This window comes from Paenarthrobacter sp. YJN-5 (genome assembly GCF_015040095.1).
Taxonomy (GTDB): Bacteria; Actinomycetota; Actinomycetes; order Actinomycetales; family Micrococcaceae; genus Arthrobacter; species Arthrobacter ureafaciens.
Map to the genome: position 1 here is coordinate 1,235,663 of NZ_CP053544.1, position 14,347 is coordinate 1,250,009.

At 63.8% G+C, this 14,347-nt stretch carries 17 protein-coding genes; 6 read left to right on the top strand and 11 right to left on the bottom strand.

From position 1 onward, the window contains the following. Window positions 1-22: 22 nt before the first annotated feature. Genes HMI59_RS05830 through HMI59_RS05845 form a run of 4 tightly spaced genes read right to left on the bottom strand, consistent with a single transcriptional unit; the run spans window position 23 to window position 3,872 of the window. The gene (locus tag HMI59_RS05830; RefSeq protein ID WP_193593111.1) at window positions 23-946 is read right to left on the bottom strand and encodes a TauD/TfdA family dioxygenase; all 924 of its coding nucleotides are present in this window, start codon (window positions 944-946) and stop codon (window positions 23-25) included. 51 nt (window positions 947-997) lie between these two features. After that, window positions 998-1,912 carry an ABC transporter permease gene (locus tag HMI59_RS05835; protein ID WP_021472358.1) on the bottom strand — a complete coding sequence of 305 codons (915 nt, stop codon included), beginning with the start codon at window positions 1,910-1,912 and terminating at the stop codon, window positions 998-1,000. Beyond that, window positions 1,912-2,799 (bottom strand): ABC transporter ATP-binding protein, encoded by an 888-nt coding sequence (locus HMI59_RS05840; protein WP_193593112.1) that lies wholly within the window; start codon window positions 2,797-2,799, stop codon window positions 1,912-1,914. Before HMI59_RS05840 ends, HMI59_RS05835 begins: the two co-directional genes overlap by 1 nt. Window positions 2,800-2,801: 2 nt before the next feature. After that, window positions 2,802-3,872: an ABC transporter substrate-binding protein gene (locus HMI59_RS05845; protein ID WP_021472360.1), complete on the bottom strand. Its 1,071-nt coding sequence runs from the start codon at window positions 3,870-3,872 to the stop codon at window positions 2,802-2,804. A gap of 391 nt (window positions 3,873-4,263) precedes the next feature. On the opposite strand from HMI59_RS05845, the gene HMI59_RS05850 reads away from it, so the two are divergent. The 5 genes from HMI59_RS05850 (at window position 4,264) to HMI59_RS05870 (ending at window position 7,560) form a co-directional block, all read left to right on the top strand. Then, a complete protein-coding gene (locus HMI59_RS05850) occupies window positions 4,264-5,127 on the top strand; it encodes a CoA ester lyase (protein ID WP_021472361.1) in 864 nt (287 codons plus the stop codon). A gap of 106 nt (window positions 5,128-5,233) precedes the next feature. Further along, window positions 5,234-5,458 carry a DUF3188 domain-containing protein gene (locus HMI59_RS05855; RefSeq protein WP_193593684.1) on the top strand — a complete coding sequence of 75 codons (225 nt, stop codon included), beginning with the start codon at window positions 5,234-5,236 and terminating at the stop codon, window positions 5,456-5,458. A 60-nt stretch (window positions 5,459-5,518) separates the two neighbouring features. Next, window positions 5,519-5,980 carry a MaoC family dehydratase N-terminal domain-containing protein gene (locus tag HMI59_RS05860; RefSeq protein ID WP_193593113.1) on the top strand — a complete coding sequence of 154 codons (462 nt, stop codon included), beginning with the start codon at window positions 5,519-5,521 and terminating at the stop codon, window positions 5,978-5,980. 2 nt (window positions 5,981-5,982) lie between these two features. Next, entirely contained in the window at window positions 5,983-6,420 is a 438-nt protein-coding gene (locus HMI59_RS05865) for a MaoC family dehydratase (RefSeq protein WP_166183659.1), read from the top strand. Window positions 6,421-6,492: 72 nt separating this feature from the next. Next, on the top strand, window positions 6,493-7,560 hold the full coding sequence (locus tag HMI59_RS05870) for a UDP-N-acetylmuramate dehydrogenase (RefSeq protein WP_193593114.1): 1,068 nt from the start codon (window positions 6,493-6,495) through the stop codon (window positions 7,558-7,560). Between the two features lie 21 nt (window positions 7,561-7,581). Here HMI59_RS05870 and HMI59_RS05875 read toward each other — a convergent pair whose 3' ends face one another. Continuing rightward, on the bottom strand, window positions 7,582-8,061 hold the full coding sequence (locus HMI59_RS05875) for a hypothetical protein (RefSeq protein WP_166183655.1): 480 nt from the start codon (window positions 8,059-8,061) through the stop codon (window positions 7,582-7,584). A gap of 82 nt (window positions 8,062-8,143) precedes the next feature. On the opposite strand from HMI59_RS05875, the gene HMI59_RS05880 reads away from it, so the two are divergent. Further along, window positions 8,144-9,277 (top strand): winged helix DNA-binding domain-containing protein, encoded by a 1,134-nt coding sequence (locus HMI59_RS05880; protein WP_193593115.1) that lies wholly within the window; start codon window positions 8,144-8,146, stop codon window positions 9,275-9,277. A 90-nt stretch (window positions 9,278-9,367) separates the two neighbouring features. Here HMI59_RS05880 and asd read toward each other — a convergent pair whose 3' ends face one another. From asd to HMI59_RS05910, 6 genes are all read right to left on the bottom strand, one after another. Further along, entirely contained in the window at window positions 9,368-10,510 is a 1,143-nt protein-coding gene (asd, locus tag HMI59_RS05885; RefSeq protein WP_193593116.1) for an aspartate-semialdehyde dehydrogenase, read from the bottom strand. 104 nt (window positions 10,511-10,614) lie between these two features. Then, the gene (locus HMI59_RS05890; protein ID WP_031216541.1) at window positions 10,615-10,851 is read right to left on the bottom strand and encodes an NF038396 family protein; all 237 of its coding nucleotides are present in this window, start codon (window positions 10,849-10,851) and stop codon (window positions 10,615-10,617) included. Between the two features lie 19 nt (window positions 10,852-10,870). Beyond that, window positions 10,871-11,470 (bottom strand): dihydrofolate reductase, encoded by a 600-nt coding sequence (locus HMI59_RS05895; RefSeq protein WP_193593117.1) that lies wholly within the window; start codon window positions 11,468-11,470, stop codon window positions 10,871-10,873. After that, window positions 11,467-12,270 (bottom strand): thymidylate synthase, encoded by an 804-nt coding sequence (locus HMI59_RS05900; protein WP_193593118.1) that lies wholly within the window; start codon window positions 12,268-12,270, stop codon window positions 11,467-11,469. The genes HMI59_RS05895 and HMI59_RS05900 overlap by 4 nt, the downstream gene beginning before the upstream one ends. Further along, window positions 12,267-12,659: a GntR family transcriptional regulator gene (locus tag HMI59_RS05905; protein WP_193593119.1), complete on the bottom strand. Its 393-nt coding sequence runs from the start codon at window positions 12,657-12,659 to the stop codon at window positions 12,267-12,269. Before HMI59_RS05905 ends, HMI59_RS05900 begins: the two co-directional genes overlap by 4 nt. Then, window positions 12,656-14,302, bottom strand: a complete 1,647-nt coding sequence (locus HMI59_RS05910; RefSeq protein WP_193593120.1) for a hypothetical protein — start codon at window positions 14,300-14,302, stop codon at window positions 12,656-12,658. The genes HMI59_RS05905 and HMI59_RS05910 overlap by 4 nt, the downstream gene beginning before the upstream one ends. Between the last annotated feature and the right edge of the window lie 45 nt (window positions 14,303-14,347).

The following is a 14,347-nucleotide window of genomic DNA, read 5'->3' on the forward strand; positions in this document are numbered from 1 at the left end:
AGTTGGGTTAAAACAGCAGCCCCTAGGACACCCCGGCCACCACGGAGTACGTGCTCGAGTCGCCTTGGATCGGCTGGCTCTGCTTGCCGTCCGTGCCCACCGGGATGTCGCCGGCAATGGTCACGCGGTTCAGTTTGCGGGGCTGCCCGTCGTAGTTGTCCGGTGCGTAGTGCTGGGTGATCCGGTTGTCGAACAACACCACTTGGTTGGGCTCCCAATTCACCCGAACAACGTTCTCCGGACGGGTGACGTAGGCCTGCAGGAGCCGGATGATGTCCTTCGATTCGGTGTTGGACAGACCCACGATCCGCAGGCGCTGCGCGAAGCCCCCAATGAACAATCCGCGCTCGCCGGTCAAGGGGTGGACCCGAACCACCGGGTGGGCAGTCTCGAACTTCAGCCGCGTGAATTCCTTGCGGCGTGCCTCGGCGTTGGTGTGCTCCAGGTTCTTTGGAACGGAGTAGTCGTAGTCGTTGGTGTGGATGGCCCAGAGGGTGTCCGCGAAGTTCCGAAGTTCGTCCGGGAGGTCGCGGTAGGCTCCGGCGGAGGACGCGATCAGGGTCTCGCCGCCATAGGCCGGCAGGTCGATGCTGCGAAGGGTGGAGGCCTGGGGCGGGTTCACCACGAACGTGACGTCGGTGTGCCAGTTGTTCGCCGAGCCGTTCTCGCTGTCCACCGGAAGGACGTTCTCTTCACCCTCCACGGACGCCACGGTGGGGTGTGCCTTGGTGAGCGGACCGAAGTGGGAAGCGAACTTCACCTGGGCTTCGTCCGTCAGGATGTTCGCCTCACGGAAGACGAGCGCCTTGTGTTCGTTGAGGGCAGCACGGATCTGCGCCACGGTGTCCGCGCTCAAATCTCCGGAGATGTCCAGGCCCCGGATCTCGGCCCCTATTCGGGCTCCAAGCTTCCGGAACTCAAGTTTGGTTTCAGTAATGACGGTCATTTGTTTTCCTTACTTTCGATGTGGTGTGTGGCGGGTGCCACGATGGAAAAATCAGGAAGCGGCTGAACCCACGCCGGTGCGCCAGCGGGAGAAGTGCCGCTCCAAGGCGACCAGCAGGAAGTTCACGGCAAGCCCCAGCAGGGACACCGTGAGGATCCCGGCATACATGTCAGGGATGAGGAAGCTGCTTTGGGCGTTGACGATCAGGTACCCGAGGCCTGCCTTGGCGCCCACCATCTCGGCGGCGATCAGGACCAGGATGGAGGCCGTGCCTGCCATGCGGATGCCCGTGAAGATGGTGGGAACCGCGGAGGGCAGGATGACTTTCTGGAACAAGCGGAAGCTGCCCAACCCCAAGGAACGCGCGGCCCGGATAAGGAGTGGATCCACGGTTTTCACGCCGGCGATCGTGTTGAGCAGGACGGGGAAGAACGCGGCGTAGGCCACGATGCTGATCTTCGACTCTTCGCCGATGCCCAGCAGGAGAGTGAACACCGGGAGCAACGCCAAGGCCGCGGTGTTGCGGAACAGCTCCAGCAAGGGGTTGAGCACCGAGTTCAGCCGCCCGTACCAGGCGATCAACAGCCCCAGCGCAACACCTGCCACCAACGCAGCACCGAAACCTGCAACGGACCTCGTGAGGCTCGCAGTGGTGTGCCCTTGGATGGTTCCGGCCTCGAACAACCTGGCCCAGGCAGCCAGGACCTCGTGCAGCGGGGGAAGGAAGACCTTGGTGGACGGGCTGGCCAGGTACGTCGGGCCCAGCTCCCAGAGCGCCAGGAAGGCAAGGACGGCGGTGGACTTCCACACGACCGAACCGGCAGCGTTGGCGAGACGCCGCCCGGCCGATGGTTCCGGCGTCGTACGGGCTGCTGCAGGATGGGCCGCAGCGGAAGGCCCGACGGCGGCAGCCGGCCCGGGTGCGGACGTTGCCGTTTGTTGTTCTTGAGTGAGGGTGGTGGTCATCAGGCCGCACTCCTTTCAGTAGCAGTGGCGGGTTCGTCCGGTGCGCTGCCGTCGGGCAGGATCTTGCGGTGTCCGGCGTCCTGCGCTCGCCGGACCTCGTCATGGAGCAGTGTCCAGACCTGGTGCCGGTGCTCAACGAACGCAGGGTTGGACCTGATGTCCTGGTCCCCGTCGCGGTCCGGGATAGTGATCTCCACGATTTCCTTCAGCCGTCCCGGACGGGCACTAAGCACGGCGACGCGTTGGCCCAGGTACACGGCCTCGTCGATTCCATGGGTAATGAACACGATGGTCTTGCCTGTTGCCTTCCAGATCCGCAGGAGTTCGTCCTGCAGCTGTTCACGGGTCTGGGCGTCCAACGCGGCGAACGGTTCGTCCATCAGCAGCACGTCCGGTTCGTAGGCAAGGCTCCGCGCGATCGCCACGCGTTGCTTCATCCCGCCGGAGAGCTCGTGCGGAAAACGGTCTTCGAAGCCGGCCAAGCCCACCAGGGCCAGGTATTCCTTGGCCTTGGCCGCCCGTTCGCGCCGGTTCAGCTTCCTGCCGTTCGGCCCGGGGCCTTCCAATCCGATGGAAACGTTCGCCGATGCTGTCCGCCATGGAAAGAGGGCGTATTGCTGGAACACCACTGCGCGGTCCTTGCCGGGTCCCGTCACGGGTTGGCCGTCCACCAGGACCTCGCCGGAGGTCGGGGTGGAGAGGCCCGCAAGCAGGTCCAGCAAAGTGGTCTTGCCCGAACCGCTGGGTCCCACCAACGTGAGGAACTCGCCGTCGCGGACGTCGAGGTTGAGCGAGTCGATGGCCGTGAGCCGTGTGGCCGGGCCACCCTTGCTTGCCCTGACGGTGAATTCCTTGCTGACGTTGCGCAAGCTGATTTTGGCTGTCATGGCTATCCCTTCTTCGCAGGGCTTGAATTGGAAGTGCCTGTAGTCGCAGTGTCCGCGGAACCGCCGGCGAGCCCGTTGTAGTCGTTGGTGTAGTACTTGGACGGCGTGAGATCACCCTTCACGATTCCCGAAGAATTCAGCCAGGCTTCCCACCTGGTGAAGTCCGAATCCGTGATCACGCCGGCGTCGGGAACACCGGGGCTCTTCCAGAACTTCAGGTTGGCCGTACTCTCGTTGCGGCCCCGGCCCTCGATGATCTTGGCGAACCGGGCTATGACCTCCTCACGTGGCGTTTCAGCTGCCCATTTGATGGCCTTGGCAACTCCTGTGGTGAAGGTGCGTGTGGTGTCCGGATTCTTCTGGATGAAGTCGGTGCGGAAGACGATCTGGCCGCCGGCGAACGTGCCGAACAGTTCCACATCGCTGAACAGGGAGCGGAGGCCGCCTGCTTCGACGGCTCGGTCCTGCAGGACGCCGCCGAGGGTTCCAACGTCCACCTGCCCGCGGCGGATCGCTTCCTCCGTGTCATTCGGGGCCAAAGGCACCAGTTGGACCTGCTTGATCTCGTCCTGGCTGAGTCCGTTCTTCGTCAGCCAGGTATTGATCACGGCCTCGTGGTGGGCTCCGAGGGTATTGACGGCCACCTTCTTCCCGATCAGGTCCTTGGGACCCTTGATGTCGCTGTCGGCTTTGACGTAGTACCCGCTGAAGGTTTTCTGGTCGGAGCCGTAGTAGTTGGTGACGGCCTTGACGGGGGAGCCCGCTTCGATGAGTTTGACCACCGCGCCGGAGAACGCGCCGCCGAAGTCCGTCTGGTTGGTGGCGGCGGACTGGATGTCCTGCGGACCACTGGTGGTGTTGCCCACCCAGTTGAGCTTGATGTCACCCAGGTAGCCCAAGTCCGCTGCCAGTTCCGGGAAGGTCACGTTGTTCGCCGAGCCTTGGTAGCGGAGTTCCTTGACTTGGGCGGACGGGTCGGCCGGGCCGGCTTCGGCTGAACCGCCGCAGCCGGAGACGGTCAAGGCTAGTACGACGGCGGCCGCGACGCTCAGCAGGGGCAGTTGCAGTTTCATGGGGGCTACTTTCCAGGGTTGTTTTGGTGTTCTTTGGTGCCGGGAAAACCGGAAGCTTCACCGGCTTGGGAACGATGTAAGCCCATGGAAGTGGTGGCTGGAAAGTGCGGCGGTAACCCCGGTAAACCCGGGGAAACAGCGGGCAACGAGGCGAAATACCGGGCCTTGGGTGGCAACGAATGGACACATACTTCGCTGTGTTGATCCCTTTGACGGGAGTGTTCCGTCCGGTGACAAAGAACTACCGGCGGGCCGGGCGAGACTGGCGCGGACCGCCGTCGAACCCCCATACTGTGGGACCCCACAGTCATAACGGGTTTAGTTCGTATTGATCCTCACAAGCGGAGTGATTTCTTCGTCGCCCGGGCCGCAGGACGGATACGGTAGATACATGACCTCTAGCATCGCCGCCGAATCAGTTCGGCCCACCCGTAACATCCCTGCCGATATCGCCCGTTCCTGGCTCCTCGTGAATGCCATGAAGACGGAACTTTTCGACGAATCCGCAGGCTCACGGGCAGATGCCATCATCCTCGACATTGAGGATGCCGTTGACCCCTCGCAGAAGGACACCGCCCGCGAGAACGTCGTCAACTGGTTGACCGCCGGCGGTCAGGCATGGGTCCGCATCAATGACGCCACCAGCCCTTTCTGGGCCGATGACCTCGCCGGGCTGCGCGGCACCCCTGGCTTGCTCGGTGTCATGCTGGCCAAGACGGAATCCGCCGACCAGGTGACCGAGTCTTTCCACCGGATGGACGGCAAGACCCCGGTCATTCCGCTGGTTGAGTCCGCCCTCGGCATCGAGGAAGCCAACCACATCGCCCGCGCGCAGGGTGCTTTCCGCCTGGCTTTCGGCTCCGGTGACTTCCGCCGCGATACCGGCATGGCAGCAACCCCGGAAGCCATGGCCTACCCGAGGGCCAAGCTCGTGGTGGCCAGCCGCGTCGGCAATCTTCCGGGTCCCATCGACGGTCCCACTGTGGGCACCAACCACCCCATCCTGCGCGAGCAAACCGGCATCACGGTCACCATGGGCATGACCGGCAAGCTCTGCCTGGCCATCGACCAGACCACGGTCATCAACGAGGTCATCAGCCCCACGCCGTCGGACGTCGCATGGGCCACGGACTTCATGAACGACTTTGAGGCAAACGGCCGTGTCATCCGCGACGGCTCCGACCTTCCGCGCCTGGGCCGTGCCGAAAAGATCATGAAGCTCGCTGTCGCTTTCGGGGTCCAGCCCTCCCTCTAGGCGTATTTCTCCGCCGAGGGGTTGGATCCCGGCACTAACGGCGAGCTTTCCTCGTGAGAACCAACCCCTCGGCGAAGCCCTGCAACGCGCCCGGTAGACTTGGATGGTGCTGAACGAATTCTGGGCCAACGCCTCCACCGGGTACAAAGTGCTGGTTTTCAGCGCCATGGGACTCATCGCGGCAGGTGTCATCCTGTCCATCGCCGGAAATACCTCGGGCAACCAGGGACTTGCCATGGCATCCCTGGCCGTCATCGGCCTGGGACTGATCCTCCACGTCACGGGACTCGTGATCCGCGGCCAGCAGATCCGCAAGAGCTACAAGAAATAGCATCGTCCACAGGGTGGTGCCCACACCCGTCTCCGCGCGCCCGCCCGATAGGGTTGGACCATGAGTATCAATCCGGACCTGCAGGGCCGCAGTTACCCTGCCGCAGAGGTTTACGACGTCGGCCGTGAAAAAATCCGTGAGTTCGCCAAGGCCGTGAAGGCCACCAACCAGGCTCACTACGACGTCGAAACGGCGCGGGCCCTGGGCCATCGCGACCTCGTAGCGCCTCCCACTTTCGCCATCATCGTCGCCCAGCGTGCCGACGCGCAGCTTGTCGAGGATCCCGAAGCCGGGATCGACTTCTCCCGTGTTGTCCACGCAGACCAGCGCTTCACCCACCACCGCCCCATCGTTGCCGGCGACCGCCTGGTGGCCGAGCTGCACGTCGACGGCGTTCGGGCCATGGGAGGCGGCGCCATGATCACCACGCGTTCGGAAATCTTTGCCCTGGCCGACGGTGACAACCGTGAAAAGGTCGCAACCACCACCTCGTCCATCCTGGTCCGGGGAGAGGGACAGTAACCATGAGCCCCGTTTTCGCAGACCTGGCAGTCGGCCAGGAAATTGGCAACCGCACCATCGAAGTCACCCGCCAGGACCTGGTCAAATACGCAGGTGCTTCCGGAGACTTCAACCCCATCCATTGGAACGAGGCATTCGCCACGTCAGTGGAACTTCCCGGCGTCATCGCCCACGGCATGTTCACCATGGGTGCAGCGGTACAGTTGGTCAGCGACTGGGCAGGCGATCCGGCCGCCGTCGTTGACTACCAGACCCGCTTCACCAAGCCGGTGCTGGTGACCGACACCACGGGAACGGATGAGCCCGGAGCCGTCATCGAGGTGACCGGCGTGGTGGGTGCGCTCGACGCCGAGGCGGGTACCGCCCGCATTGACCTCACCGTGGTGGCCGCCGGCCAGAAGGTCCTCATGAAGTCGCAGGCAGTGGTCAAGCTCTCCTAGGTGTTGCAGGGACGGGGTCTCTGCCGCGTGCTTGCGGCGGAGCCCCGGCCCAAACCCCGATAGGCTTGATGGGTGACCCAGACGCTGCTTTCCGAATTGACCACAGCTGCCGTGGGCGGCCCCGCCGGCACCTTTGTGGAGGCACGTACCGAGGCGGAAATCATCGACGCCGTCCGCTCGGCTGACGCCGCGGGGGAGAAGCTCCTCATCATCGGCGGCGGATCCAATCTATTGATCTCCGACGACGGCTACCCCGGTACAGTCCTCAAAATCTCTTCCGAGGGCTTCACAGTCAACGCCGAGGACAGCTGCGGGGGAGTCTCCGTGGTGGTCCAGGCAGGACACAACTGGGATGCCTTGGTTGAACACGCCGTGAAGCACGCCTGGTCCGGCTTGGAAGCGCTCTCCGGGATTCCAGGCGCAACGGGAGCCACCCCGGTCCAAAACGTAGGAGCCTACGGTGCTGATGTTTCGCAGACCATCGCTGCCGTACGGACCTGGGACCGGGAACAGAATGCAGTCCGCACGTTCACCAATTCCGAGCTCACGTTCGGCTACCGTGACTCCATCCTGAAGCAGACCACTGTGGAGGGTTCGCCGCGGTTCGTGGTCCTCACGGTTGAATTCCAACTGCCGCTGGGCAGGATGAGCGCCCCCATCCGCTACGCCGAACTTGCCCGTGTGCTCGGGGTCGAGGTGGGCAAACGGGCGTACTCCAACGACGTCCGGCGGGAGGTGCTCAGACTGCGTGCGTCCAAGGGCATGGTGCTGGACGCCGACGATCGCGATACCTACTCAACGGGTTCGTTCTTCACTAATCCGATCGTGTCCATGGAACAGGCCGAGGCGTTGCCTGCGGACGCCCCCAGGTATCCGGCAGGATCCGACGGATTGGTGAAACTGTCCGCCGCCTGGTTGATTGACCACGCAGGATTCGGCAAGGGCTACGGGCTGGAGGAGTCCAGCGTTTCCGGGGGCAGGGCATCGCTGTCCACCAAGCACACCTTGGCCATCACCAACCGTGGCTCCGCCTCGGCCGCGGACATGGCGGCCATTGCGCGCGAGGTGCGCTCCGGCGTCGTGGATCGCTTTGGGATCGAACTGCATCCCGAACCGCTGCTGATCGGCGTTTCGCTGTAGGTTCCGGCCCTGGTCAGCGCGTCAGCGCGTCCGGCGCTCCGCGATGGGCAGCACTTTGTTCAGCAGCAGGAACGTGAGCCCGCAGCTGACAGAACCCAGCAGGAAGATCTGGCTGAACGCGATGCTCTGCGGCGACGGTCCGCTGGGCAGGAAAAGGCCCGCGGTGGCAAAGCCCACCAATCCGAGCATCATCACTATGGATCCCAGCAGGAAACTGCGCACCTGTGCCGCTGCGGCCGGATAGAACCACGGCTCGGGCGCGTCGCCGTCCCGCGGTGAGACGGGCTGGATGAGGGCTGCGACGCCGAGCAGCAGCGCGGCCAGGGCTGTTGCCACGATTCCGGCGAGCTGGATGCTTTGCATTGAGGGTGAAAGCCTTACTCCCGTGCCTACGGCAACGATCAGCCCGGCCACCAAACCGACGCCGCTGCAGCACCAGCCGGCGGCAGCCAACCGGCGGCTGAGCGGCCGCACCAGCGGAGCCAGATCACCAAAGAGCATGCAGCAATCCTAGGCAACGCGTCTGGAAGGCGGCTGGGAGGCAGGGCAATGTTCGCTGTGGTCGGCGGCTTTAGGATGGAGCATGCCTATCGGGAAGCGGAGCCCCACACCTGCCGTGATCGGCCGTCTGCGGCTCGCCAGCCAAGGTCTGTTGGGCGGGAAGCATGCTTCCGTTCCCGAAGCCGTCCGGTGGATGACTGCCATGCAGGCCCAGGACCTGGGTCATGCGCTGTGGGCGGTTGGCCAGAGGGTGGCGGGATCGGGAGCCTCCGAGGTCCGGGCGGCGCTGGACGCCGGGACCGTGGTCCGGTCCTGGCCGATGCGCGGTACGTTGCATTTGGTGGCGCCGGAGGACCTGAGGTGGATGCTGGGAATCACCAGCCGGAGGATCATGCAGTCACTGCGGACCAGGCACCGTGAACTGAACATCACACCGGATGACATCAGTCATGCCCGCGACGTGGCTTTGGAGACCATTGCCACCCTGTCGCGGGACACGGAGGCAGTGGGCGCCAGCCGGGAGCAGCTATTCGCGGCGTTCGAGGAAGCGGGCCAGGTCACCAAAGCCCAACGGGGCATCCACCTCATAGCTTGCTTGTGCCAGGAGGCGTCCTTGGTCCAAGGGCCTATGGCCGGAAGCAAAGGCAATGCGGGGGTGCAGCAGTTGTTTGTCCCTTTCGATCAGTGGATCAGGGACTCACGTGCCGTGGATCGCGAGCCCGGCATCGCCGAATGGTTCCTCCGCTACATCCACAGCCATGGCCCGGCCACTGTCCGCGACTTCGCGTGGTGGACCCAGGTGCCGCTCAGTGAGGCCCGGGCGGCGCTGAGCGCCGTCCAGGATCAGTTGGTGGAGCTGCCGTTCGGGGATACAAGCTACTGGATGTCGGCGGAGACGGCTGCAATGCTCGACGACGGCGTTCCCGGCGCCCGCTCGGTGCTGGCTCTCCCCGGGTTTGACGAATTCCTGCTCGGTTACCAGGACCGGATCCTGGTGCTCGCTCCTGAGTATGCCGAACTTGTAGTGCCGGGCAAGAACGGGGTCTTCAAACGGATCATCGTTGCCGGGGGTGGCGTGGTGGGGACGTGGGCCAGGACGGGAACAGGGAAGTCAGCCGGAGTGGTGCCGGAGCCCTTCACGGGAACACTTGGACCGTCTGCGGCACGGTCCTTCCTGGCGCAGGCCTGTGCCTACCTGAAGTTCATGGAGAGATGACACCGGGAAAGCACCGGTTCCCTTTAAACGGAAAACCCGCCCTTCCCTCGCCGTGAAGCAGGGGAAAAACGGGTTCCGGAACGGGAAAGCCTAGAGCTTGCCCGTCACAATGTTCAGCATGCGGCGCAGTGGCTCGGCCGCACCCCACAGGAGCTGGTCGCCCACGGTGAAGGCGCTGATGTATTCCGGGCCCATTTCGAGCTTGCGGATACGGCCAACCGGGATGTCCAGCGTGCCGGACGCTGCCACGGGGGTCAGCTCGGCCATGGAGGCTTCCTTGGTGTTGGGCACAACCTTGGCCCACTCGTTGTCCTTGGCCAGGAGGTTCTCGATCTCCGTGACAGACAGGTCCTCGCGGAGCTTGAGGGTCAGGGCCTGCGAGTGCGAACGCATCGCACCAATGCGGACACACAGCCCGTCCATGGCGATGTGCTCCTTGCCTGCGGTGCCCTTGCCGGTACCGAGGATCTTGTTGGTCTCAACGCCGGCCTTCCATTCTTCCTTGGACTGGCCGTTGCCGAGGTCGGCATCGATCCACGGAATCAGGGAACCGGCCAGCGGGACACCGAACTGGGTGGCGTCAACGCCGGTGCGCTGGGTAGCCAGGACCTTGCGGTCGATCTCAAGGATGGCGGAGGCGGGGTCCTCGAGTTCGCTGCTGACCTCGTTGTTGAGCGTGCCGAACTGGTTCAGGAGCTCGCGCATGTGGCGGGCGCCGCCACCGGAAGCGGCCTGGTACGTCATGGACGTACCCCACTCCACGAGGTTGTTCTTGAACAGCCCGCCGAGGCCCATCAGCATGCAGGAAACCGTGCAGTTGCCGCCGATGAAGTCCTTCACGCCGCCGGAGAGCCCGGCATCGATGACGTCGCGGTTGATCGGATCCAGCACGATGATCGAATCGTCGTTCATGCGGAGGGTGGAGGCGGCGTCGATCCAGAGACCGTCCCAGCCACGGCTGCGGAGTTCGCCGTGGACCTGCTTGGTGTAGTCGCCACCCTGCGCGGTGACAATAATCGGCAGCTTGGCAAGCGTCTCAATATCGAACGCATCCTCGAGCTTGCCGGCCCCATCGGCGAACGACGGGGCGGCACCTCCTGCGTTCGAGGTGGAGAAAAATACCGGGTTGATGTTGGCGAAGTCGTTCTCTTCCTGCATGCGGTGCATCAGGACGGAGCCGACCATGCCACGCCAACCGACCAGTCCTACGGACGGATTAGCTGCTGTAGTCATTGAACCAGTCTAAACTTTCGACGCCGCCTGACGCTGTTGGTTACGTCACCCGCACAACGTACGACGGCGGACCCAGGGACGGGCCGGGCGGGCCGGCGGCGGTACTAGCGTCCGGCGTCGTAATCCTGCAGGCCGTTACCCTCCGCGAGGGCAGCTTTCCGTGCGCGAAGGGCGAAGAACGCACCGAAGGCGAAGACCTGGGTCACCACCACCAGGACGATGATTCCGGCGATCTTGTTGCCGCCCAGGATCATGGTCAGCCCAACGATCGCTGACAGCAGCGCAAGGAGCGGCAACAGCATGTACCCCAGGACAAAAAGTGTTTCAGGTTTCTTGAGTATTGCCTGCATGATCCGGTTCCTAGCTTTCGGTCCGGCGCCACGACGTGAACCGGTATTTGGTGCCGTTTTTCGCCGTGTACCAATCCTCGTGAGGGGCCACGGAGTCGAACGTCCAGTCCTCGCCAAGTTCGGGGGCGAAGGTGTCGCCTTCGAATTCGGCGTCAATGATGGTGATGACCGCAAGGTTGGCGATGCCCATCGATTGATCGAAAATTTCCCCGCCGCCGATGATCCAGACCTTCTGGCCGCCCGGCGCAAACTGGGACTCAAGCAGGGCTGCGTCCAGGGAGGAAACCACGACGGCGCCCTCCGCCCCGGGCGTCGAGGCCCACTCCTGGTTGCGGGTCACCACGATGTTGGTGCGCCCGGGCAGAGGCCGGTACTTGTCCGGGAAGGATTCCCAGGTCTTCCGGCCCATGATCACGGGGTGCCCCGTTGTCAGTTGGCTGAAGTGCTTGAGGTCCTCGGGCAAGTGCCACGGCATACTGCCGTCCTTGCCGATGACACCCGCTTTGGTCTGTGCCCAGATCATGCCGATGCCGGTCATGGAAGCTGCAGTTTCCCGGGTGAAAATGAGGCCGGGAAGTTGCGCGTTGGTCTCTTCGGAGGGAGTGCTCATACGGCGATCGGTGCCTTGATAGTGGGGTGGTGGCGGTAGTCGACAACCTCGAAGTCCTCAAGGGTGTAGTCGAAGATGGAGTCGGGCTTGCGCAGGATCTTCAGCTGCGGGTAGTCGTACGGCTCCCGGCTGAGCTGCTCGGCCACCTGGTCCACGTGGTTGTCATAAACGTGGACGTCGCCGCCGGTCCAGATGAACTCGCCGGGTTCAAGATCTAGCTGTTGGGCCACCATTCGGGTGAGCAGCGCGTACGAAGCAATGTTGAAGGGCACTCCCAGGAAGGTGTCCGCCGAACGCTGGTACAGCTGGCAGGACAACTTGCCGTCAGCAACGTAGAACTGGAAGAACGCATGGCACGGAGGCAGGGCCATGTCCTTGAGCTCGGAAACGTTCCACGCCGACACGATGTGCCTGCGGGAATCCGGGTTGCTTTGCAGGCTCTTCATGACCTCGGAAATCTGGTCAATGTGCCCGCCGTCGGGTGTAGGCCAACTGCGCCACTGGACGCCGTACACCGGTCCGAGCTCACCGTCGGCGTCTGCCCACTCATCCCAGATGGTGACCCCCTGGTCCTGCATCCACTTCACGTTGGAGTCTCCGCGCAGGAACCACAGGAGCTCCACTGCCACGGATTTGAAGTGCACCCTCTTGGTGGTGATCAGCGGGAAGCTCGTGGCCAGGTCGAAGCGCAACTGGCGGCCGAACACGCTCCGCGTCCCCGTCCCGGTGCGGTCCGATTTGTGCGTGCCATTGGCCATGACATCGCGCAGAAGGTCTTCATAAGGGGTGGGAATGCTCACGGATCAAGCTTACTGGCAAGCCGTCCCCGCAGCAGGTCGACGAGCGTTGAATCGCTCACGCCAGCCTCCCTGCCCACGTGGATCAAGCCGTCGACGGCGGCCATCACCGCCGGTTCTCCACCCGGCTGGCCGGGCGTGGCCCGAGGGGGTCCGACGACGATGGTTCCGTTCCGCCGTCGTGATTCAATCAGGCCGGATTGCTCCAGTTCCTTGTAGGCGCGCGCGACCGTTCCGACGGCGATACCGAGGTCCGCGGCCAGGCTGCGGACTGTTGGCAGCCGGCTGCCGGGTTCAAGGGCTCCGACGGTTATCAAGGAGCCGAGTTGCCTGCGGATCTGTTCATAGGGAGGGACCGGATCGTCCAAGTCCAGCCTGATGGCGGCCGTCACAGCGTGGGCTGGCTTTGTTTGTCGTCGTTGTTCCTGGGGATCCTGCCCAACAGGCTCCGGACGGGCGTAACCGCGGTAACCACGGCAGTGGCAGCCAGGAGTGCGCCGATCAACATACTGGGGCCGGGGGCGATGTTGTCGGACCAGGGAATCAGGGTGCCCCATGCTTCCGGGTTGGTCAGTAGCACAGCTCCGGCTTCCGCAAGGAAGTAGGCCGCCAGTGTGCGGATGATGCGGTACATCGCGATGGCCCGCAGCGCGGAGTCCAACCCGTCCCTGGAGACGTCCCCGGCGATTCCGCGGCGAAACCGGGCGGTGAGGATGGCAGCTGCGCCCACTGCGCTGACCCCAACCGTGATCAATAGATCCAGGGGCCACGTCGCTGCACCGTTCACCAAAGCCTGCCCGATGCCTGTCAGGATGACGGCGACAGTCCATAGGGCTGCGGCCGCCACTGCGAAGGCGAGCAAGCCGCGGGAAAGAACCCGTTGCGGCCAATTCCCGGGCGCTTGCGAGTTGCCATAGTTTCGGGCGGTCAGGAGTTCACCGCCGATGATGACCAGCAACACAGAGGTAGCCATGACGGCCACGAGAACCGGCAAGATCAGCGGCCGTCCGCCCGTTGCCGGAATATAACCGGCCCAGATGACCATGCTTATCAGCGGCAAGATACCGGCAATTCCCACCACGGGTCCCAGGGAAACGCTGATCCGGGCTGCGCCGGGTGTTCCCGGGTCGGAGCGGAGCGAGGCTGCACTGGTGGTCTTTCGATCCGCTTGTAGCGAGGAGAGGACGGGGACCTTCCACCACCACATGACCAGGAGAACAATGACGTTGGCGAGACCCAGCAGGTTGAACCACGACGACTGCCACGTGGTGCCGGGTTGGGGGAGGGACGCAAAGTTCCCGGCTATGGCGGCAAGTCCGGCAGCAATAGTAGCCACGGTGCGGAGCAGCCTGTTCGCGGCAATGGACCGGAGAACCCGGTTGTCGTTGGTGTCGAGGGTTTCCAGCTGGCGTCGATGCGCGATCAGCATCAGGCACAGCCAGGTGCCGATCGCCAGAACCAGCAAGGAGCCACCCAGCCACGCGGAGAGCTCCCATCCCGGGATCCTGCCATCCTGGCCCTGCCCCGCATAGCCGTTGTGCTCCGGGCCTTGCGGGGGAGCCGGAGTGGGAAGCGCGGGGTTGTATGCGGGCAGCGTGGCGATCCAGGCAATGGCCACAGCGGCGTAGCCAAAAATTACTGCCGTCCACAGCGCCAGCCTGCGGGGAAGGAGGTCACGGATCCTGCGGACCCGAAGTTCGGCGTACCTACGTGGTGCCTTGGGCGCGGGGTAGCTCCACTGACCGAGCGCGTGCACGGCCAGGGCGGCAACCACCGGCCACGCGAGTGCGGGGAAGATCTGCTCAGGCGTAACCGGCGCGCCCGGTACGGACGGGTTTGCCTTGAGTATCCCCGTGTTCATGGCGGCCTGCAACGAGCTGGCCATCCAGCCGATAATGCCCACCCAGAGGCCGTGCGACTCCACGGACTTCGCTTCAGGTGCGGACCACACCTGAACACGGAGAAAGAGGTATACGAGGACCGCACCTATCAACGGGCCCAGCAAGACCAGCGGCGGCAGATTAAAGGACAACACAGATGAGACCCCCCAAAGTCTTCTAACTTTGTGTCAAGTATTTGA